This is a genomic window from Runella sp. CRIBMP, from assembly GCF_009905605.1.
In the GTDB taxonomy this organism is placed as follows: domain Bacteria; phylum Bacteroidota; class Bacteroidia; order Cytophagales; family Spirosomataceae; genus Runella.
In genome coordinates, this window is sequence record NZ_JAAAKZ010000003.1 from 823,558 (window position 1) to 845,027 (window position 21,470).

Consider the following 21,470-nt stretch of genomic DNA (forward strand, 5'->3'; position numbering starts at 1 on the left):
TTTTTCTAACCTTTAACTTTTAACCATACTTTGGGGACAGTTTCGCTCGAAGGAATCGAATTCTTCGCTTATCACGGCACTTCGGAAGAAGAGCAAAAAATAGGAAATAAATTTTCAATAGACGTAACCATCACGACCGACTTTAGTGAAGCAGCCCGTTATGACCGCCTGAAAGGTACCGTAAATTATGAGGTTATATACCGGGTTGTGGCGCAGGTAATGCAAAAATCCAGTCGACTTTTGGAGCATATCGCCTACAATATTATTGATGAAATACGAAAGGCGTACCCGTCGGTAGAAACGATAGAAGTCAGCGTTTCGAAGTTTAACCCTCCCGTGGGAGGAGTCTGTGCCCGGTCACGGATTACGCTGAAAGGATAAAAGGTAGAGGTGCAACTTTTGCGCCTCTACGTCAAAAAGAAATCTTTTTTACCACCCGTCTTAGCAACAAGACGGGTTTCTTTTATGATAATGTGTTGGCTCATGGCTTTGCACATGTCATAAATAGTCAGCGCCGCTACGCTTGCACCCGTAAGGGCTTCCATTTCAATGCCCGTTTTGCCCGTTACGCTTGCGGTGCAGATAATCTCTACTTCACGCGCCTCATTTACCGTAATATCCACTTGGCAATTTTCTAATCCTAACGGGTGGCACAAAGGAATGAGTTCGCCCGTGCGTTTGGCGGCCATCACGCCCGCAATGACGGCTGTTTGAAAAACAGGGCCTTTTTTTGTGTGAATCTCGTCGTTTTGTAGCAAATCCATGATTTCGTCGCCCAGCACCACTATGCTACGGGCTTTTGCTACGCGTTTGGTGACGGCTTTTTCCGATACATCCACCATACTTGGATTTCCTTCGGAATTTAAATGAGTAAGAGACATTCGTTCGTTTGTTTTAAATACAAAATACGTAAAGAATACGTTAACAGTGACTATTACTTTATCGTTATCTAATTTTAATCATTTTATGATTGCCCACCGTTTACTACCATTGTACCTTTGTAACGAAAGTTAAAAGTAAAGTAACGCAAAAATCAGTATGTTAACTCAGATAAACAGTCTTCTTTGGGAACTCCTCAGCGCGCAGCTTACGACCTCAGAAGCCGATTGGCTATCAGCGAAGGGAGAGGCTGAACCGTTGGAATTGATGACGGCTTTTGTGGCGGCGCCCCGTTTTTTGGCCAAACGCACGGTGAAGCCAACGGTGCAGCAAACCATAGAGTTAAATGAGATTCTACCTGGATTTTCGGTGGAAGATTGGGGCATTGTACGGCTGAGTCGTGTGTGGTTGTTGAGTTGTTTGGAAGCTGCCGATAAAGAAGAATATTGTCGCCACATTGAAACCCTTTTTGATACCGCCGAAATGAACGAGCTAGTAGCGCTTTACTCGGCGCTTCCAGTGTTGAATTACCCCGAAAAATGGCTTTTCAGAGCCACTGACGCTGTACGTTCCAACATGGGAGTGGTGTTTGATGCCATTGCCCTACGAAATCCGTATCCGACAAAACACTTTACAGAACTGGCTTGGAATCAGCTCGTACTCAAAACCATCTTCAACGATAAACCAATTCATTTTATCGTAGGGTTGGACGAACGGGCCAACAAAAATTTGGCCCTCACGCTTTCTGATTTTGCCCACGAACGCTGGGCGGCAGGCAGGATGGTGGCTCCGCAGGTGTGGCGATTGGTGAGTAAGTTTTTGAACGAAGAACTTCTCTCCGATATAGAGCAGCTCTTTAGGTCACCTTCCGTCCACGACCAACAGGCGGCGGCCCTTACTTGTCATCATTCAGATTATCAACCCGCGAAGCAATTGCTTGCCAGCTACCCTGATTTGGAAACAATTGTCCAACATAACCAATTGACTTGGACCCACCTTGAATTTATTGATCTTAATACTTATGTGCCTAACCGATAAAGATTTAACGCAGAATCCCTCCCATTTTGAGGAGACGGATGAGATTGTCACCCATCGCGATATGGGTTGGGACGATTACCGGGAATTGATTCGTGGAATGCGCTTTTTTGACCCGCATATTCACATGGTTTCTCGGACCACCGATGACTACGAAGCCATGCGTGATGCGGGTATTGTAGGACTGATCGAGCCCGCTTTTTGGGTAGGTCAACCGCGCACTGGACTTTCTACCTTTAAGGACTATTACAGCAGTTTGGTGGGCTGGGAGCGTTTTAGGTCGTCGCAGTTTGGGATTAAGCATTATTGCACCATCGGTCTCAACTCACGCGAAGCCAACAACGAACCGCTGGCTGAGCAAGTGATGGAGATTTTGCCACTGTATTTATATAAAGAAGGCGTTGTGGGCGTGGGAGAAATTGGTTTTGACGACCAAACCGCCGCTGAAGAAAAATACTACCGTCTTCAGTTGGAGTTGGCGAAAAAAGCCAAGTTGCCTGTACAAATCCATACCCCGCACCGCGACAAGAAAAAAGGAACGGAGCGAAGCATGGCTATTGCCCTCGAACACGGTCTTGACCCGTCATGGGTGATTGTGGACCACAACAACGAGGAGACTGTAAAGAGCGTATTAGACCAAGGTTTTTGGGCGGCGTTTACCATTTATCCTTTTACTAAAATGGGCAACGAACGAATGGTAAAAGTAGTGGAACATTATGGACCAAATCAAATCATGGTTAATTCGGCCGCTGATTGGGGGATTTCTGACCCGTTGGCGATTCCTAAAACCGCCGCTTTGATGAAAATGCGCGGCATTACCGACGAAACCATTCGACTCGTGACCTACCAAAATGCCATTGATGCCTTTGCCAAAAGTGGTCAAATTGACGTCAGTGATTTTGAAAATGGCCTCAATGTAGACCAAAGTGAGAAGTTTAACGGAAATACCATTTTACGCGGCGGCCAGCAACCCCGCGTTGCCAAAGATTCTTTAGTAATTCGATAACGTGAGCGTCATAAAATCATACCTGCAACTTACCCGTCCGGCCAATATTGTCACGGCTATTGCTGATATATTGGCTGGAATGGCCATTGCTCAATTTACGTTTGGAGCAAGTCCCGCGTATTGGTTGGTACTTTCTACGGTGGGCCTATACGGTGGTGGAGTGGTGATGAATGATGTATTTGATGCTCAACTGGATGCCATTGAGCGCCCAGAGCGCCCCATTCCGAGTGGGAGAGTACCTATCCGCTCGGCGGCTTTTATGGGTCTTGGGTTGCTGGTTTTAGGGGTAGTTTCGGCGGCACTTTTCAATACATTGAGCGGCATGATTGCGCTTGTAGTGGCACTATTGGCCATTTTATACGACCGTTACGCCAAGCATAGCGCGGTCTTTGGGCCATTGACGATGGGATTTTGTCGGGGGGGGAATCTACTTTTGGGCATGAGCGCCGTTAGTCCATCGTTGTCTGAATGGGGTTGGTTGGCGTTGGTGCCGATTGCCTACATTGGCGCTATTACGCTCATCAGTCAGGACGAAGTTCACGGCGGCAAGCGCCGCTCGCTTTACATAGCGGCATCGCTTTATACCACGGTTCATGCCATTCAGTTTTTGGTGGCGGTCAATGAAGGAAACGGAACAATGGCGTTGTTGCTCATTGTGTTGCACGCCCTGATGGTAGGGCGTCCTTTGTGGAATGCGTTCCAAAATCCGATTGGCCCCAATATTGGAAAAGCGGTAAAAGCAGGTGTACTTTCTCTTATTGTAATGAATGCAGCGTGGTGTATTGCCTTTGGGAACTGGCCCGTAGCACTTGGTGTTCTTTTATTACTTCCATTATCCATACTGTTAGCCCGTATATTTGCGGTAACCTAGCGAATTTTAAACTTATGCAGACCCTACAACAATCATTTCAGGTTCCTTATACCTATTCCATTTTTTTTACCAAAGGACTGTTTGACCCACAAAATAATACAATAAGGAGCTTTTTTAATTCCTTTGGTGAGGCTGGTTTTCAACGTAAAGCACTTTTTGTGATTGACGGTGGCTTTTTGGCGCACTATCCAACGCTTGAAAAAGAGATTGTTGCTTATTTCGCTACGTTGGGAGATGCCGTGACATTGGTACCTGACATCATCGTGCTGCCTGGTGGAGAAGCTGCCAAAAATGACCCTGCCTTGTTTGATAAGATTGTGGAAGCCATTGACGAATACGGCATTGACCGTCATTCGTTTGTTGTGGGCGTGGGCGGAGGTGCTATTTTGGATTTAGTGGGCTACGCTGCTGCCGTATCGCACCGTGGGGTAAAGCATATTCGTATTCCAACCACCGTTCTTTCGCAAAATGATTCGGGTGTTGGGGTTAAAAATGGGATTAATTACCAAGGAAAGAAAAACTTTTTGGGGACGTTTGCACCGCCCGTAGCCGTTTTTAATGACCTTTCTTTTTTACAAAGCCTCGACGACCGTGATTGGCGATCGGGTATAGCCGAAGCTATAAAAGTAGCTTTAATCAAAGATAAAGCCTTTTTTGAGTGGATTGAGGCCAATGCTGAAGCCCTTGCGCTTCGCAATGAAGAGGTGATGGCCTACCAGATTCACCGTTGTGCCGAAATGCACGTTGAGCATATTCGTAGCGGCGATCCGTTTGAGTTTGGCTCGTCGCGTCCGTTGGATTTTGGACACTGGGCGGCGCATAAACTGGAATATCTCACTGATTTTCAGATTCGCCATGGCGAAGCAGTTGCCATAGGAATTGCCTTAGACAGCGTGTATTCAGTCAAAGTGGGGAGATTGAGCCACGACGAATTGCAACGAATTTTGACCGTTATTCAAAAACTCGGTTTTGATTTATATCACCCCAAACTCGCCGAAAATGATAAAATCAACCTACGTAATGGCCTGCGGGAGTTTCGAGAACATTTAGGCGGTCGCCTGACCATCATGCTGCTCGACCAAATTGGCAAAGGCGTGGAGGTCCACGAAATGGACGCTGACCTTATTGCCGAAGCCGTAGATTATTTGGAAGGGCATTATTCAAGTTTGTTGATGAGTTAACGGCTCCATTATAACAACAACGATTTTTGAAATCATTATTGGTAAACCGACACATACTTTTATTGCTAAAAATTACTTTGTCACCTTGTAAGGGCCTTGAGGCGCTAATGGGGTGACAAAGTAATTTTTGACCGACAATCACTTTATTGATGATAGCGGTATTCCAAACCATTTTCTACATCAACCAATATGCAAACCCCCCACGGACACCTCACTTATTGCAGCAATATCCACCCCGGCGAACGTTGGGATGAGCATTTTAAGACTTTACAGGACAATCTCCCCTTTATAAAAAATCAACTTTCATCCAATACGCCTTTTGCTTTAGGTTTGCGTCTGGCCAATGATGCGTCTATTGAACTCTCCAATCCCGAGCGGCTGGCAGAATTCAAGGCATGGTTGGCCGCCAATGATATTTACGTGTTCACGATGAATGGTTTTCCCTACGGCGGCTTCCATGCTACGCGGGTAAAAGACGATGTACATACGCCCGATTGGACTACCACAGACCGTACTGAATACACCAAACGCCTCTTCCAAATCTTAGCGCAACTGCTGCCCGATGGCATGGAGGGGGGTGTTTCTACCTCTCCGTTGTCGTACCGCTATTGGTGGCAGGGTGAAGAAGAGACCCAACAAGCCATCAAAATCGCCACCGAAAATATTCTTCAAGTGGCCGAAACCTTGATAGAGCTGCGTCGTACTACGGGTAAGGTAATGCACCTCGACATTGAGCCAGAGCCCGATGGAATCTTGGAAAATGGGCAGGAATTTATCGACTGGTACGCCGATTATTTTTTACCGAAGGGTATTGCACATTTACAGGGAACCCACGATTTTTCGCCCGAAGACGCCAAAGAAGCGCTACTGACGCATATTCAGTTGTGCTACGACGTGTGCCATTTCGCGGTGAGCTATGAAGAACCACAAACCATTGTCAATCAATTGAATGAGTTGGGTATACGCGTCGGAAAAATCCAAATCAGCTCGGCTATTAAAATTGATTTACGAGAAAACAGGGAAGAAAAACTAAAAGCGATTCAGTCGTTTGACGAGCCAGTGTATTTGCATCAGGTGGTTGCTAAAAATATGGATGGCACTTTTCAGAAATACCGCGATTTACCAGAAGCTTTAGCGGCAGATACCGACCAACAAACAGAGTGGCGTATTCACTTTCACGTACCGCTATTTATTGAGTCTTATGGCTTACTTGATTCTACCCAAGGTGACATCGTAAACACTCTCAACGTACAAAAAGCCACGCCTTTTACGCAACATTTGGAAGTAGAAACTTACACGTGGGGGGTATTGCCCGCTGATATGCAAAAGCCAATCGGTGAGTCGATTGTGCGGGAGTTGGAATGGGTGCGTGGGCAATTGTAGTTTATTATTTTATAACAACATGCAAAAAACCGTCGTCATAGATATTGTAGGGTTGAGTGCCAACCTGTTGGGAGAACATACTCCTTTTTTGAGCAACTACGTTAAGGCGCGTCATATTACGCCCATTAAACCCGTTTTACCCGCCGTCACGACCACGTCTCAGAGTTGTTACGTAACGGGAAAATGGCCTTCGCAACACGGTATTGTGGCCAACGGCTGGTACGACCGCGACGATGCCGAAGTGAAGTTTTGGAAGCAGTCCAATAAACTCGTGAAAGCCGACAAAATTTGGGACGCGGCCAAACAGCAAGACCCGTCGTTTACCTGCTCCAAAATGTTTTGGTGGTACAATATGTATTCTACCGCCGACTATTCGGTTACGCCTCGCCCCCAATACCACGCCGATGGCGTCAAAGCCCCTGATTGCTACGCTTATCCCGCGAGTCTGCGCGATGAATTGCAGAAGGATTTAGGACAATTTCCGTTGTTTAATTTTTGGGGCCCCAACGCCAACATCAAATCAACAAAGTGGATTGCCGATGCTTCGATGTGGGTAGACAACAAACATAACCCTACGCTTACGCTCATCTATCTGCCGCATTTAGATTATTGTTTACAAAAATTCGGCCCTGATTTCTCCAAAATCAGCAAAGAATTAAATGAAATAGACCAGGTTGTGGAGGAGTTGGTGCGGTTTTACGAAGCCAAAAACACCAAAATTATCTTACTTTCGGAATATGGCATCAACGCCGTTAATCGGCCCGTTCATATCAATCGGATTCTGCGCGAAGATGGCTTGATTGCGGTTCGTACCGAACGTTGGTACGAACTCTTGGACGCGGGTGCTTCCAAAGCCTTTGCCACCGCCGATCATCAGATTGCGCACATCTACCTTAACGACCCGTCGGTAAAAGAGCAAGTGAAAAAGCGGCTGGAACAGACACCAGGCATCGAAATGGTGTTGGACGAGGCGGGCAAAAAGGCTCATCACCTCGACCACGAACGTTCGGGCGATTTGGTTGCCGTAGCCGCTCCTGACAGTTGGTTTACGTACTATTACTGGTTAGACGACGCCAAAGCCCCCGATTATGCGCATTTGGTTGATATTCACCGCAAGCCCGGCTATGACCCCGTCGAGATGTTTATGGACCCAAAAAATCCATTTATTAAACTGCGGGCAGGTTATAAATTGGGTCGTAAGTTGCTGGGTTTTCGCTACTTAATGGATGTGATCCCCTTGGATGCTACCTTGGTCAAAGGCTCGCACGGGGGCATCAGCGCACCCAAAGAATTTTACCCGATTTGCGTCACTGACCAACCGTTACCCAAAAAAGAATTAGAAGCGGTGGAAGTGTATGATGTGATTTGGGAGCATTTGGTTAAGCCTGAAAGTCATGGCTAAAGCCGATTCTTTGTTGATATTGGCTTTAGCCATGACCTTCTTGCCGTAAGAATTTAACTCTGTACGAAAGGATAAGTTCAAAATTTAGTATAATCGAGCTTCAATACATAAAACTAAGAAGCTGATAATCAAATGCATACTTCATTTGTGGTTCATGATTCGTAATTCGTAATTCAACATTCTCTATCTTTGTCAAATTTTTAGTCTTTTGACCATGAACCTGTTTAACGTTTATCCGATTTACGACATCGAACCCGTCCGGGCGCAAGGCTCCTGGCTCTGGGACAGCAAAGGCGAGAAATACCTCGACCTTTACGGCGGTCACGCCGTGATTTCTGTGGGTCATTGCCACCCGCATTACGTCGAAAAAATGACGGAACAGTTGCGACGAATTAACTTTTACTCCAACTCCGTCAGGATACCGTTACAGGATGAACTCGCCCAAAAACTTGGAGAATTGTCGGGCTGCCCAGATTATACACTCTTCTTGTGTAATTCAGGGGCCGAAGCCAACGAAAATGCGCTCAAATTAGCCTCGTTTTATAATGGTGGCAAAAAAGTAGTGGCATTTACAAAAGCATTCCACGGACGTACGGCGGGTGCGGTAGCCATTACTGACAATCCTTCTATTGTGGCGCCCGTAAACTACAACGCGCACGTTACTTTTTTACCTTTCAATGACGCCGAGGCCGTTCGCCAACACGATATGACGGATGTCTGTGCGGTGATTGTGGAAGGTATTCAAGGAGTGGGTGGGATTCAGGTGGCGTCGGAAGAATTCCTGCGCGCTATTCGTGAAAAATGCGATGAGACCAATACCACGTTTATCCTAGATAGTGTACAGTGCGGCTACGGTCGTTCGGGCAAATTTTTCTCCAATCAACATTACCCAAATCTCCAAGCCGACCTTTATACCACGGCCAAAGGCATGGGCAATGGCTTCCCGATTGCAGGCGTGCTGATTTCACCCAAGTTTCAGGCCAAATACGGAATGCTCGGCACAACTTTTGGAGGAAACCACCTCGCTTGTGCCGCAGGAATTGCAGTATTGGACATTATGAAGGATGAAAATCTGATGAACAATGCCACGGAAGTTGGAGAATATTTAATGAAAAGCCTGACCGAAATCGGTGGATACAAAGAACTACGCGGTCGTGGGTTGATGATTGGAATTGAATATGACTTTCCAGTAGAAGATTTACGGAATAAGTTACTCTTTGATTATAAGCTGTTTACGGGCGTTGCAGGCAAAAGTACTATCCGTTTGCTGCCTTCTCTAGCCGTTACAAAAGCGGAAGTAGATTTATTTTTAGAAGCATTGAGCAAAGAAGTACGCGTAATGGCGTAGACCTTTGCTAGAATGATACGCAGTGCAGGATTCCTCAATCCTGCACTTTTTTTGTGCAGTTGCTGGGTGGCTATACTGAAGGCGATGGCAGCTCATACTTTTCAAAAAACTCAGGGTCGAAGTTGGCCTGTTGGAAGTTTTTGAGAACGTAGTCAATCGTTTTCTTTTCTTTAATCCAAGCCTCACACACGGCATGGCGGAGTCGGGTGCCTAAGGCGTTGAAACCCGTGACCGCCTCGCTTTCGGTGCGATAGTTAATGCGTATTGCTACTTCTTTGTCGGGATGTTGCCAATAAAAAGTGTTGATTCCTTTGGGTAATTTCGACGGTACATCCCCGTAGGTTTGGTATTCAAGGTCAAAAAATTTGGCTGAGTTGAAAAATACGCCTGGCTGGTAAGCAGTGCGTGTGCCGCAAATCGTTTGTGCTACGGTTTCACCCATGATGCGCCCCGTATACCAGATTTGTTCAATCGGTTTTCGGCCTACCATCGGTGTTTGGTGCTCCACGCAATCGCCGATGGCGTACACGTCGGGCAGATTTGTTTCAAGGTATTCGTTGACTACAATCCCCCGGTTAATTTTCAGTGGAGAAGACTCCGAAGCAAGGAATGAAACATTAGGTGTTACGCCAATGGTCAACCCAACCAACTGACATTCAATGGTTTCTCCTTCGTTGGTTTCTATTCCTTCAACCCGTTTTTGTCCTTTGATTTCCTTTATTTCAGTATTGAAACGCAAGTCAAGGCCGTGTTTTTGCAAATGTTGCGTCACCAGTGCCGACTCTTCGTCGGGCAGAACGCCGTTCCAATAGCTTTTTTCACGTACCAATAGCGAGACAGGAATGTGGCGCGTGTGCAGCATCTCGGCGAACTCTACACCAATCAATCCCCCGCCTGCAATCACCGCTTTTTGGAGATTGGGCGTATTTTTTTCAAGTAATTCTAAATCCTGATAACTATACAATCCCTGAACACCCTCCAAGTCGCGGCCTTTCCAATCGCCCATTTTCGGTACCGAACCCGTGGCTAAAATGAGTTTATCGTAGGTCAGTTCAGCAGAAGTGATGACTTGCTGAGGCGTTTGTTTGGGTGCAACTTTTGTCATCCGTTCCCACAGTGAGGGTTTGTAGTTGACCTGATAGCTATCGGGAGAAAGGTGGATTGATTTTTTGTCAAAATCAATAGTTTCAACGGTACCGCGCACTAATTCAATGCGATTTTTAGCCCAAAACCAATCTTCGTAGGGTTTGAGGTGTTCGTATTTTTGGTGCCCCATGTACACGTACATCAACGCCGTACGGGAAAAAAAATGGTCGGTTTCTTTTGAAATAACCGTGATTCGGGCGTCGCTGTTTTTGCGAATATGCCGTGCTGCCGTAATTCCCGCAATACCGTTGCCGACGATGATAATGTGCATAAATGTAGAAGTTAAAACCCGCCGCTTTAGGGTATGAAAAGCAAAAATTACATCGGCATTGTTTTCATCCCTTTTGTTCCGATGCTCAATCTTAATCCAAAATCTTTTCCTTTACTCACATCTTCCAATTTTACCATTCTGCCGCCTTTGTCTTTCCAGAAAGCGACTTTACCTTGCTTTTTATCCATGACATATTTACCAGATAAATAAGTCTCAAACTGCGTCCAAAGCCCCTTAACAGAAGCGGCATCGTTGAGGTACACATCGATGCGAATACCATTGAGCAATTGATTTTTATCGAGATAATACATCACATCAATCGCTTCAAAATTTTCGGTTTCATACGTGAATCCGACGTGGTCGGTGCTGTCTTCAAACAATTCAAATGACTCCAACTCCTTGATTTTACTGATAGGGTCGCCAAACTTCACCCCACGAAAATCGCCTCCTGGTTTCCCCAAAACCGTTTGGAGCAACTCAGACTGACTGGTATTGGGAACATTCGTTGTTGGGCCAGATAAAGAATCTACGGCTGGTTTTTCGACCTCGCCTGCCTGCTGATTCTTCGTGTCGCATGAGCATATCCAGATAGCGCTGATGGCTACCAAAAATGTAAAACAAATTTGTTTTGTAAAATTTACTTTCATTGGTTAGAGATATGATACTAGTGCGAAAGTAACATATTTACGGAGTTCGTCGCAATTAATGGTTTTTTTAAAAACTAAAATGAAAAGTTTTTTATAAAATATTCTATTTTTGAAGGAGAAGAACGCCCCCATAAGCGATTCTCTTAACCTATGAAACACCATTTTACTGCTTTCTTTCTGATTGCTTCTTTGTTATGTGTCTACGAAGTGAAGGGTCAAATTCGATTATTCGGGCAAATAATTAACAAAACAACCCAGAAACCCATCAGCGGGGCATCCATCCAAATGCTTAATTCCAACGTTGGCACTACCTCCGACAGCAGCGGGAATTATACCCTTACGGTGCCTTCTACGGGCTTCAATCTACGGGCTACGGCCGTGGGGTATTATCCCAAAATGCGCTATTTTGAACCTAAAAAAGACATCCGTTATGTGTTTGAATTGGCCGAAGAATTTAAGCAGTTGGACGAAGTAACGGTCAAAACCAACCGAGAAGACGCCAATGTTTCAAGCATTGAAATGAGCACGCTGAAACTTGATGCCAAGAGCCTACGTCGCATCCCAGTCGTGTTTGGCGAAGCCGATATTATCAAGGCGCTCTTGCTTCAGCCGGGGGTATAAACTCGGCACCGCAGAATTTAGCGTAGCGAAAGATGCGTGGATTTATGAACCTAATTAAGAACCCCAGAAAGCATTAAAACTCACGCCCAAACGAAAAGTAAGGGCGCGCTTCGCCCAAGTGATTGATGGAGTAATTGAGGTGCCCTACGAAATTGTACCAAGATACAAAGTCGATGCCTATACCGCCGCCTGCCAAAAGGCGATTGGCCAACTTGCTGTTGTTCAGTTCCGGGTATTGATTGCGAGAATACCCGAAATCGGCGTAGATATTGGGATAAATCGCCAACGGAAAAGTATTGAACTGTCGGAACTTGATGAGCTTGCTCAGGTTAAATGTGCGATTAAGCAATTGATACCGAAGATTGGTTTTTGCGTACCCAAAATGCTGCCCGTCAACCACATATAGTTCGTATCCTCGCACCAAATCACCCCCGTAACCTAAGCCGCGAATCTGCAAAAAGGGTTGCCGCCCTGGCGTTGAAAACTTAGCTTTGGTCTGGTAACTGAAAAAAAGTTTTTTGGCCAAAGGAACGTAGTGCCCGAAGCTTAGCGTAGCTTCAGATAAACGGACGTCATCTTTGGGTAAAATGCCCGATTGACTGACGTTAAAACCGTAATAAAATCCTTTCAGGGCATACTGCCCACGGTCGCGGCGGTCATAAAAGTGTGAATAGGAAAGTTGAAGGTAATTTTGACGTTTGATGCCATTGAGGAAATAATTCGGGTTGAGGCGCGCGATGGTGTCGGTAACGGAAGTAATGGAATATTGGGCGCTAAACGAGTGATGGCCGTAAAATTTGGGTCGGTGGGTAATGGTCAGATACGGTACAATTCGCTCGCGGGTGCGACTTTCGCTGCCCAAAAACATCAATTTGTCGCTGTTGGTACGGTAAGCCAAGGTGCGATTTGTAATCCGTAATATACCGATGGTCAAGCCCATTCGTTGTTTTTTGTCGAGATAAGGCGTTGAGTAGTAAATATCCAAACGGGGAATAAAACCAAACTCCGCCCGCAGCCGTAGGCGGTCGTTGTTGCCAGTCAAGTTTTGGTGCAGGGCATAAACGCCGTAAATCGTTCGGCTAAAATCACGGTCGCGTTCGTACCACCATTCATTAAAGTTGCGGTCGGCTAATTGAAACACTGGAAACGCCAGCATGTACCATTGTTCTTTCACAATGACGTCAATGTCAATCTCTTTTAGATTCCCGATGCGCTTGCCGTCGGCGGTTATGTACACGAGTTGAGTGGTATCAACTACGGGTTTTTGTTTTAATTCGGCCGTTACAAACAAGTTGGTATTCAGGATTTTACGGCGGTCATATTCGAGCAATGAATCCAGTTTTTGTCGGGTTAGCGTATCGGCAGCGCGCACGTCCATCTCACGCCGAATGATACGTTCACGTGTGCGAAAATTGCCCATGAAGGTTACTTGACGAACCACAATTTTTTCAGTAGTATCCGCAGAAATACCCGAGATAGTTAACCAAAAAGCGTGAAATAGGTTGAGAAGAAGCATAGTTTACTCAATAAACCCATATTTAACTTTGGCTTTCTCTCTCGACATAGCATTGTAGTGCCACCATTCGGTCTGAATAGACGTGTAGCCTGCTTTGATCATCACGCGTCGGAGCAATTTACGATTTTCTAATTGTTGCTTGGTGAGCTTGCCCGCTTTTAGCATGGCGGTTTCGCGGCGTGGCTCGGCCAGTTCTCCAAAAAAATCAAAAATGGTGCCCATGTCCAGCGGTTGGCCTTTTTCATCGGCAATGGTCAGGTCGACGGCGCAGCCAAAATTATGGATTGAGCCACGGGCGGGGTCGGCCACAAAATCTTCACGACGGTTATAAGGCAAGTGGCTCATGCGCGCCCAAAAAATCTTGGTTACACTCCGAGGGCGGGCCCCGTCGTAGACCAAAAGCGTATAGTTGGGCTTTTCTTGTTTCAGAAACTTATTGGCTTTTACCAGTTTTTCGGCGGCCATGGGTTGCAGATACGCCCGCTCCAAATCGCCATAAACATCTTCTTTGATAAAATTATCGGTGGTAGAGTACTTCAATTCTACTTTGAGGGTAGGGTCCAATTTCTGAACATCCACCAAGCCACGGTCAATGAATTTTCGTTCAAAGGCACTTATTTTCGTTTGACCATAACCATTCACGCCCAGCGTCATAAGGACCCCAGCGACAATCACTTTAGGTATCATATACTTTTTTATCACTACGCTCAACGAATCTTTAACGCCAAACAATAGCCCAACAATGTTATAATGGCGTATTTCTTTTGTCATGACTTTTTTCGGAAAGTCAAAAATAAGCATTGTTTATTCATATTTTTTAAAAAACCATTTCATACAACGGTAGCTACTCCGCTGAGCCTGCTTTTGTATTCGTCTGTTCGTAGTTTAAAACAAACCTTTAACAAGAGATGAAATTCAAACCAAAAGACATGACGGTATCGCGCCGGGACTTTGTTCAGAAAAGTGCGATGGCCGTGGGTAGTTTTTTTATTGTTCCTCGCCACGTATTAGGGAAGGGCTTTACGGCTCCTTCTGACAAATTGAATTTGGCCGCCATTGGTGCGGGAGGAAAAGGAACCAGTGATATTTTTAATGCGTCCAACAACGGCGTTAATAACGTAACGGCTCTTTGTGATGTAGACTACAAGCAAGCCGCCAAGTCCATCGAGCGTTTTCCAAACGCTGCAAAATACAAAGATTGGCGGGTAATGTTTGAAAAGGAAGGGAAAAACATTGACGCGGTCACTATTTCAACTCCCGACCACAATCACGCGGTCATTGCAATGGCGGCGATGCAACTGGGCAAACATGTATATGTACAAAAGCCCCTCACGCACAATATCTACGAAGCACGCATGCTTACCGAAGCCGCGCGCAAGTACAAGGTAGTGACGCAGATGGGAAACCAAGGCGCCTCAAATCCCGCACAACGCCAAATGGTAGAGTGGTTTGATAAAGGCATGATTGGGCCAGTTCATACCGTTCAGATTTGGACTAACCGCCCTGTTTGGCCGCAAGGTATTCCTACTCCCACGGGTAAGCCCGATATGCCTGAAGGTATTGCTTGGGATCAGTGGATTGGCCCCGCACAGATGGTAGATTATCACCCTGGCTACCACCCGTTCAAATGGCGCGGCTGGTGGAACTTTGGAACTGGTGCTTTGGGCGACATCGGCTGCCATACCATCGACACTCCTTTCCGGGTGTTGGGACTGAACTACCCTACCGAGGTAGAGTGCAGCGTGGGCGCGGTCTTTATCAAAGATTGGCAACCAGAGTGGATTCCAGAAGGATGTCCGCCGTCGTCGTCGGTTGAGATTAAGTTCCCAGCTACAGCCAAGAACAAAACCGAAATGAAAATGATTTGGATGGACGGCGGTTTGCGGCCTTTCCACCCCGATTGGATTCCAGCAAGTGAGCCCCTCAGCACCGATGGCAACGGAGCAAACGGGGTGTTAATGATAGGAACGAAGGGTATCATTGCTTGCGATATGTACGGCAATAACCCTAAGATTTATATGAAAAACGGGGATAAAATCGTGATGGCGAAAGACAGCAAACATGCTGCGCCAGTCAATATGCCTGAGTATGGCCATCAAATCCACTGGACAGAAGCTTGTAAAGCAGGATTCGGCAGCGACAAGCACAAAGGCTTAACATCGTCGTTTGATTACTCAGGACCTTTGACCGAAACGGTGTTGATGGGTAACTTGGCCATCCGTAGCTATATGCTCCGCAAGCCGCAAGGCAATGGCTTTGATTATTACGGCCGCAAGAAACTCTTGTGGAACGGTACGGACATGAAGATTACTAACTTCGAAGACGCCAACCAATTTGTGTCACGTCCTTACCGCGACGGCTGGAAATTAGTCTAAACGATTGGGTAATAAACCAGAAGAGCCGCAAACATTTTGCGGCTCTTTTTTTGTAATTATTCTTAAATGCTGCAATGATTTATTTCTTTTTGCGCAGATATACATTGCCGTGGGTAGTGCGAATAGAAATTTTGGTTTGTGGGTCATTGAGGACGTATTTGGGGGCGTTACGGTCGCTGTCCCAGAATTTATACTGCCCATCCGAGAATGAATAGTAGGTGGCGTTTTGGCCAGCTATAACCACATTGTCATCTCCTCCGTACGTTCTGATTCCGACCACATTGGGAGCCGAAGCATTACCGCGAATGGTGGCGGTTCCAGTAGTTGTTCCGTGTATTTGCTGACCAACGACCACCGTTGGTTCACCGTTTGATTTCCACGCGTTAGCGGCCATTTCTCGGTCCATTTGGGCTTTTTTTGCGATTTCACGCACATTCTCGGCTGTTTTCTTCTCTTCTTCTAAGGTTTTAGGATCAGGGGTGTAAGGTTTTAAATCCAAGTCGGTAAACATGTTGCCCTCGGAAGAACTGACGCTGAACAATACCTTTGCTTTGTCCGAAACCGTCACGTCGATATTATCGCCGTAACTGACAATAGAAGAAGGCTTTTCGGGCATTTTTTCGTCGTAAACCACTTTAATTTTGCCCTGGCTGGAGTTGGCTACAATCGGGCCGGTGACGTCTGTAAGCGTGATATCTTCGTAATTGGTGTTGACCTCAATGCTCCCTTCCATGCCTGAGATAGACATTCCCAATTCGTTGCAAGAGCAAGAGTTGCGCTTTTTTACCACCAATGATAATTCTTGCGGAATTTTAATTTTATAAGTGGCTTTCCCTTTCATTACTACGTTGATTTTAAGCACATCGCCGTTGGCATTGGCCGTCAAACCAAGGTTTGTATTGTCTACCCCTCCCGCCGACAACGGGCGAAGGCCGTCCGCTTCTTTGGGTACATCGGGTACATTTTGGGCTTCGATGATGATTTCGTCGCCTTTATATCCTTCAATATCAAGTTGTTTGGCGTCGATGTCCATAATTACCCGTTTGTTGGCTCCGCTAAACTTGGTCTTGAAGGTTTTGGGGGCTTGGGCAAAAGTGCTGCTGGCAATGGCCAACGTACACACGAAAAGCATGAATTTTTGCATGGCTTTATCTGGAATTATTTATTATTTAGTTTTGAATTGAGTGATTTGGGCCCCTTTTGGGCCAATAGGTACGCGTACATTAATCAGTAATCATGGCCAGTTCTCCGATACCGCTTCCGGCCAAAAGCCGCACGGACCTGTCCACTTTTTCGTCTTTTTGAAGTTGTTCAAAGATGGGCAAACTTTCTTTTACGCGCATTCGCACCAGTGTTTCGATGAGCGTTGTTTGCTCGGTAGGTTCAGATGTTTGGGTAAGTTGATTGACCAATACTTTTTTGACTTCGTCGGTTTGTTTAAATCGCTCCAGTGTTTCGATGGTGGAGAGGCGCACGTTCAAACTTTCATCTTCTCGCAGGGTTTTGATTAAGGCCTGAATAACGGCAGGCTTAGGGTTGTTGAGCGCCGCGGCATAATTGAGCCCCTTGAGTCGTTCCGAAGCCGATTGGTGTTTCAAAAGACTTAAAATCACCAATTCCTGCGTCATTTTCATCTCCCGTCTCAGCGTTGCAATTTGTTGGGAAATCGTTTCTTCTTTTGGCTTTTTCTTGGGTTGGTCGGTTAAATTGACCGCCTCTGTTACGGTTTCGGGTAATGATTGTTGACGGTCAATGGATTTCGAAACGGGTGGCGTGGCGGTGATGGTCCGGTATTCAATTTGCGTAGGAGCAGTTTGACGGCCGAGCCAAAACGTAATCACTACACCTGCTACGGCAGCGGCATACTTCAGGTACGTGAGCCAAGGCTGAGGTTTGAGCGCTACAATCGTAGTTTCAAGCATTTTTTCACCTTGCAGCGAACGATAGAACACGGCATCCATTTCGTCGTCGGTTTCGGCTTCGGCGTTTTGGAGGTCCTGCCAAACGCGCCTCAACTCTTCTACCTCTTTCCGCAAAACGAGGTCGGAAGTAAGTCGCTGCTCAAACACAATCCGTTCTGCCTCAGAAAGATGCCCCATCAGGTAGTCCGTTATGATTTGTTCGTTTAACATCGTCTTTTTACGTTTGGTAATCGTTGAAGAAGTTTTGATAAATGGCCGATTTTATTTCTCTCTTCTTTGCTATTCACTGCTTACGTTAAAATATAAATCCCGTAATTTCTGCATGGCCCTAAACACCCGTACTTTCACATTGGCGACCGATAGACCCAGCGTTTGACCGATTTCTTCGTAACTCATATTCTGAAATCGGCTCAGCAGCAGCACTTCGCGGTATTGGTCGGGCAACTGGGCCAATGCGTTATGCAAATACTGGTGCTGTTCTTCCGTTTCGTCATACGACTCACCCATGTCCGGAACATCGGCAAGGTCGGAGTACGTTGGGTTTTGTTTTAGGTAATCAAAAAAAACATTGCGGGCAATCTCCAACACCCACGTACGAAACGAGGCGCCTTCACGATACGTATGCCGATAGCGCAACATGCGCAGAAATACCTGTTGGGTCAAATCCCGGGCATTTTCACGGTCGCTTTGTCGGTAAAGGAAGAAGTTCAGCAACGACTTTTTGTAGCGTTCGTACAAGATGGCCGCCTTGTCTAAATCTCCTTGGCTTACGGCATACATGGCCTGTTCGTCGGTCATGGGCTGTTTGGGTTTTCATAGAGAGATTACTTAACGAGAGGGGAAAGGTTACACTATGGGAATAGAAAAATATTGAACAGAAGAATATAAAATGTAAAAGTGTTGGTATACAGAGGTTTATAGGTGTATCTTTTTTGAAATATAAATAAAAATACCCGTTCTCGAAAATAATACGAAAACGGGTAATCAATGGTATGTGAGTGATTAAGCGCTAAATTTTTCGCTTATCTCTTTATTTTCTAACTTTTAACCCAATCCCTCCAAAATTCGCTTCAATACTGCTTGCGCTGACCATACACGGTTGCCGGCTTGTTCTATTACGATAGATTGTTCACTATCAAGGACTTCGTCGGTTACTTTCATGTTGCGTCTTACGGGCAAGCAGTGCATGAATTTGCCGTTATTGGTCAATTCCATTTTCTGTTTTGTAATCATCCACGACGCGTCTCTTGTAAGCACTTGGCCGTAGTTTTGGTACGAAGACCAGTTTTTGGCGTAAATAAAATCAGCGCCCGTAAAGGCTTCGTCCTGATTGTAAATCACTTTGGCGTTACCCACGTAGTTGGGAGACAATTCGTAGCCTTCGGGGTGCGTTACTACGAATTCTACATCCCGGCGGTTCATCCATTCACAAAACGAATTGGCGACGGCCTGCGGCAATGCTTTAAAATGCGGGGCCCATGTCAAAACAACTTTAGGGCGGGTCGTGGTTTTGTACTCTTCGATGGTGATACAATCGGCCAACGATTGCAAAGGGTGCCGCGTGGCCGATTCCAAGTTGACTATGGGTACGCCCGCATATTTTTTGAACTGCGTCATGACCGTTTCGGCATAGTCTTTTTCGCGGTCTTGTAAGCCCGCGAATGCCCGCACGGCCAAAATATCGCAGTATTTTCCCATCACCGCCGCTGCTTCTTTGACGTGCTCGGCGTTGTTGCCGTCCATTACTACGCCTTCTTCCAACTCCAATCCCCAGCTGTCTTGGCCTACATTGAGCGCCATGGTGTTCATGCCCAAGTTTTGGGCCGCGCGCTGAGTGCTTAGGCGCGTCCGAAGACTTTGGTTGAAAAACAATAAACCGATGGTTTTGTGTTTACCCAAGTGTTCAAACGCAAAAGGAGATTGCTTGTGCCGAAGGCCTTCCTGCACAAGAGCATCAATGTCGGTGACATCGTGAACGGAAATGAAATGTTGCATCGTTAAAAAATGAAGGTGGATTGCCTCAACGGCAGTAGTATGCTGAAACAAAATTGCAAAATTGTTTCAATACCGACCTATTTTAATACAATACCTACCAAAAGAGGGGAATTAAAAGTTAATATAACTTTTAATTCCCCTCTTTTGCAGAAATATGACATTGATATTTGTAGGGGCGGGGCTTGGCTCCGCCCAATTTTAGAGAAGGCATAAGGCAAGCCCCGCCCTTACATTAAATCCCTACGGCTTTTTTGAATTCGTCGTCGGTTGGTTTGATTTTAGAAGCAAAGAAGTGAGTCAATTTTCCATTTTCGTCTACTACATACTTGCAAAAATTCCACGACGGGGCTTTGTCGTTCCAGCCATTAAGCGATTTGGTCGACAACCAGCGGTACAATGGATGTTGGTTTTCGCCAGTTACGTCAATTTTAGAGAACATTTGGAACGTAACACCGTAGTTTTTTTGACAAAAAGTGGCAATTTCTGAATTAGTGCCAGATTCTTGCGACCCGAAATTGTTGGCAGGAAAGCCCAGAACCACGATTTTGTCGCCGTATTGCTCATGGAATTTTTGCCAATCTGCATACTGAGGAGTGTATCCGCAGGCAGAGGCTACGTTGAGCAACACGATTTTTTTGCCTTTGTATTTGCTCAGTGAGATGTCTTCGTTGCCCATCAGGGCTTTCATTTTGTAATCGTACACAGAGGCAGTCGGTTTAATGTTTTCGGTGTTGGATTTGATTTCTTTTTTATCGGCAAAAAGGCCCGTAATGATTGATAAAAGCATAACAAAAAGTAATTTAATGGTTGCCATCGGTTACATGGTTTTGGGTGAGTATTACCGCTTTATAACCAACCGTTAAGGAAGATTGTTCAGATAATGAAGGGATATATTCTGTAAAAATCAAAATGCCCCCAATATCTCTTGGTAAGAAATCAAAAAGATAGCCGCCACTGCCAGAACCAAACCCCATTTATTGAGTGGCTGCAGGGTTTCTTTAAATAAAATCCACGCCAAAAAGGCCGACATCAGCATACTTAGTACATTATAAATGGGAAAAACAAAGGCCGCGCTATTGCCAAAATCACTCAAAGCTCCCAAAAGAAAATAGAAAGACAAAAAGTTGGGAACCCCCAGAATTAATCCTCCGACAATGCTTCGTAGGCTTACTTTTTCGTTGGCTGTTAGTACCTTAAAAATTAAAAAAATGGTGCCTACCAAAATCGCTCCCGTGCAAGCCAGCGCGGTGAAAAGGGCCGATTGCTCAGGACGATAAAAAGTGGCGCTGACATAGTTGATGAGCGTGTTGTTGGTGCCGCTTCCCAAAAACAATAACACTGGCAGAAACAACACCCAACCCGTTTTGGTTGAATGATTGCTGCCTTCTTTTTTGATGGTGCTAAAAGCCAATGCCAACAGGGCTACCAACAAGCCCAGGTAATTCAGAAAAGTAAAGTCTTTGTTGTTGTTTTTAAAGACAAACAGTCCAAACAAAACGGGAATGACGAGCGACATATTACCAGCCAATGACGCGGCGGTTACCCCCACTTTGGTAGTAGTAAAACCAATAAGCACAAATACGATGACGAACATTGTGCCGAGTGCCAGCGTTAACAAAGTAGGGGTCGAGGTCCAATCTGCACTGAAATAATGGCTTCGATTGGGCATCAACGCGAGCCCCATTGCTACGCAGGTGTAATAATTGAAAATGACCGCGTGGAGAGGATTGACGCGGTATTTTGTAAATGACCGCATAATCAAGTACAGAGAAACCGTAAAAACAACAGCAAGAATAAAGTTAATCATCGGAAGTAAAGTGAATAGTTGAGGGCGAGCGAGTTGGTATTAAAGGTGCGATTTTAACGAAAACG

21 protein-coding genes are annotated in these 21,470 nt (G+C 45.7%); 10 read left to right on the top strand and 11 right to left on the bottom strand.

The window, feature by feature from the left end:
- Positions 1–30 precede the first annotated feature (30 nt).
- Complete coding sequence (folB, locus tag GVN20_RS13230; protein ID WP_114460069.1) at positions 31–381, top strand: dihydroneopterin aldolase; 351 nt, start codon at positions 31–33, stop codon at positions 379–381.
- Between the two features lie 26 nt (positions 382–407).
- On the opposite strand, the gene moaC is transcribed toward folB, so the two are convergent.
- On the bottom strand, positions 408–881 hold the full coding sequence (moaC, locus tag GVN20_RS13235; protein WP_166558767.1) for a cyclic pyranopterin monophosphate synthase MoaC: 474 nt from the start codon (positions 879–881) through the stop codon (positions 408–410).
- 157 nt (positions 882–1,038) lie between these two features.
- Here moaC and GVN20_RS13240 point away from each other — a divergent pair, with 157 nt between their 5' ends.
- The 7 genes from GVN20_RS13240 (at position 1,039) to GVN20_RS13270 (ending at position 9,105) form a co-directional block, all read left to right on the top strand.
- Positions 1,039–1,917 (top strand): EboA domain-containing protein, encoded by an 879-nt coding sequence (locus GVN20_RS13240; protein WP_166558768.1) that lies wholly within the window; start codon positions 1,039–1,041, stop codon positions 1,915–1,917.
- A complete protein-coding gene (locus GVN20_RS13245) occupies positions 1,901–2,920 on the top strand; it encodes a TatD family hydrolase (protein WP_166558769.1) in 1,020 nt (339 codons plus the stop codon). The genes GVN20_RS13240 and GVN20_RS13245 overlap by 17 nt, the downstream gene beginning before the upstream one ends.
- A gap of 1 nt (position 2,921) precedes the next feature.
- Entirely contained in the window at positions 2,922–3,791 is an 870-nt protein-coding gene (eboC, locus tag GVN20_RS13250) for a UbiA-like protein EboC (protein ID WP_166558770.1), read from the top strand.
- Positions 3,792–3,805: 14 nt separating this feature from the next.
- Positions 3,806–4,972, top strand: coding sequence for a 3-dehydroquinate synthase (locus GVN20_RS13255; RefSeq protein WP_166558771.1), 1,167 nt, complete (start codon positions 3,806–3,808; stop codon positions 4,970–4,972).
- A gap of 189 nt (positions 4,973–5,161) precedes the next feature.
- Positions 5,162–6,355 (top strand): metabolite traffic protein EboE, encoded by a 1,194-nt coding sequence (eboE, locus tag GVN20_RS13260; protein ID WP_166558772.1) that lies wholly within the window; start codon positions 5,162–5,164, stop codon positions 6,353–6,355.
- Positions 6,356–6,374: 19 nt separating this feature from the next.
- On the top strand, positions 6,375–7,757 hold the full coding sequence (locus GVN20_RS13265; protein WP_166558773.1) for an alkaline phosphatase family protein: 1,383 nt from the start codon (positions 6,375–6,377) through the stop codon (positions 7,755–7,757).
- Positions 7,758–7,971: 214 nt separating this feature from the next.
- A complete protein-coding gene (locus GVN20_RS13270; protein WP_166558774.1) occupies positions 7,972–9,105 on the top strand; it encodes an aspartate aminotransferase family protein in 1,134 nt (377 codons plus the stop codon).
- A 70-nt stretch (positions 9,106–9,175) separates the two neighbouring features.
- Here the strand turns inward: GVN20_RS13270 and GVN20_RS13275 are convergent, their stop codons facing one another.
- On the bottom strand, positions 9,176–10,522 hold the full coding sequence (locus GVN20_RS13275; RefSeq protein ID WP_166558775.1) for an NAD(P)/FAD-dependent oxidoreductase: 1,347 nt from the start codon (positions 10,520–10,522) through the stop codon (positions 9,176–9,178).
- Positions 10,523–10,569: 47 nt separating this feature from the next.
- Positions 10,570–11,169 (bottom strand): hypothetical protein, encoded by a 600-nt coding sequence (locus tag GVN20_RS13280; protein WP_166558776.1) that lies wholly within the window; start codon positions 11,167–11,169, stop codon positions 10,570–10,572.
- A gap of 150 nt (positions 11,170–11,319) precedes the next feature.
- Between GVN20_RS13280 and GVN20_RS13285 the strand changes: the two genes are divergently transcribed.
- Positions 11,320–11,790, top strand: coding sequence for a carboxypeptidase-like regulatory domain-containing protein (locus tag GVN20_RS13285; RefSeq protein ID WP_166558777.1), 471 nt, complete (start codon positions 11,320–11,322; stop codon positions 11,788–11,790).
- 73 nt (positions 11,791–11,863) lie between these two features.
- Here the strand turns inward: GVN20_RS13285 and GVN20_RS13290 are convergent, their stop codons facing one another.
- Entirely contained in the window at positions 11,864–13,306 is a 1,443-nt protein-coding gene (locus GVN20_RS13290; RefSeq protein ID WP_166558778.1) for a BamA/TamA family outer membrane protein, read from the bottom strand.
- 3 nt (positions 13,307–13,309) lie between these two features.
- On the bottom strand, positions 13,310–14,077 hold the full coding sequence (locus GVN20_RS13295) for a M15 family metallopeptidase (RefSeq protein WP_229599057.1): 768 nt from the start codon (positions 14,075–14,077) through the stop codon (positions 13,310–13,312).
- Positions 14,078–14,214: 137 nt separating this feature from the next.
- Between GVN20_RS13295 and GVN20_RS13300 the strand changes: the two genes are divergently transcribed.
- Positions 14,215–15,681 (top strand): Gfo/Idh/MocA family protein, encoded by a 1,467-nt coding sequence (locus GVN20_RS13300; protein WP_166558779.1) that lies wholly within the window; start codon positions 14,215–14,217, stop codon positions 15,679–15,681.
- A 79-nt stretch (positions 15,682–15,760) separates the two neighbouring features.
- Here GVN20_RS13300 and GVN20_RS13305 read toward each other — a convergent pair whose 3' ends face one another.
- The 6 genes from GVN20_RS13305 to GVN20_RS13330 form a co-directional block, all read right to left on the bottom strand.
- Positions 15,761–16,825, bottom strand: coding sequence for a hypothetical protein (locus GVN20_RS13305; protein ID WP_166558780.1), 1,065 nt, complete (start codon positions 16,823–16,825; stop codon positions 15,761–15,763).
- 79 nt (positions 16,826–16,904) lie between these two features.
- Positions 16,905–17,813: a HEAT repeat domain-containing protein gene (locus tag GVN20_RS13310; protein WP_166558781.1), complete on the bottom strand. Its 909-nt coding sequence runs from the start codon at positions 17,811–17,813 to the stop codon at positions 16,905–16,907.
- A 69-nt stretch (positions 17,814–17,882) separates the two neighbouring features.
- Positions 17,883–18,401, bottom strand: a complete 519-nt coding sequence (locus tag GVN20_RS13315; protein WP_114068771.1) for an RNA polymerase sigma factor — start codon at positions 18,399–18,401, stop codon at positions 17,883–17,885.
- A 246-nt stretch (positions 18,402–18,647) separates the two neighbouring features.
- Positions 18,648–19,598 (bottom strand): N-acetylornithine carbamoyltransferase, encoded by a 951-nt coding sequence (locus GVN20_RS13320; RefSeq protein WP_166558782.1) that lies wholly within the window; start codon positions 19,596–19,598, stop codon positions 18,648–18,650.
- A gap of 232 nt (positions 19,599–19,830) precedes the next feature.
- The gene (locus tag GVN20_RS13325; protein ID WP_166558783.1) at positions 19,831–20,412 is read right to left on the bottom strand and encodes a glutathione peroxidase; all 582 of its coding nucleotides are present in this window, start codon (positions 20,410–20,412) and stop codon (positions 19,831–19,833) included.
- A gap of 90 nt (positions 20,413–20,502) precedes the next feature.
- Positions 20,503–21,405: a hypothetical protein gene (locus GVN20_RS13330; RefSeq protein WP_166558784.1), complete on the bottom strand. Its 903-nt coding sequence runs from the start codon at positions 21,403–21,405 to the stop codon at positions 20,503–20,505.
- Between the last annotated feature and the right edge of the window lie 65 nt (positions 21,406–21,470).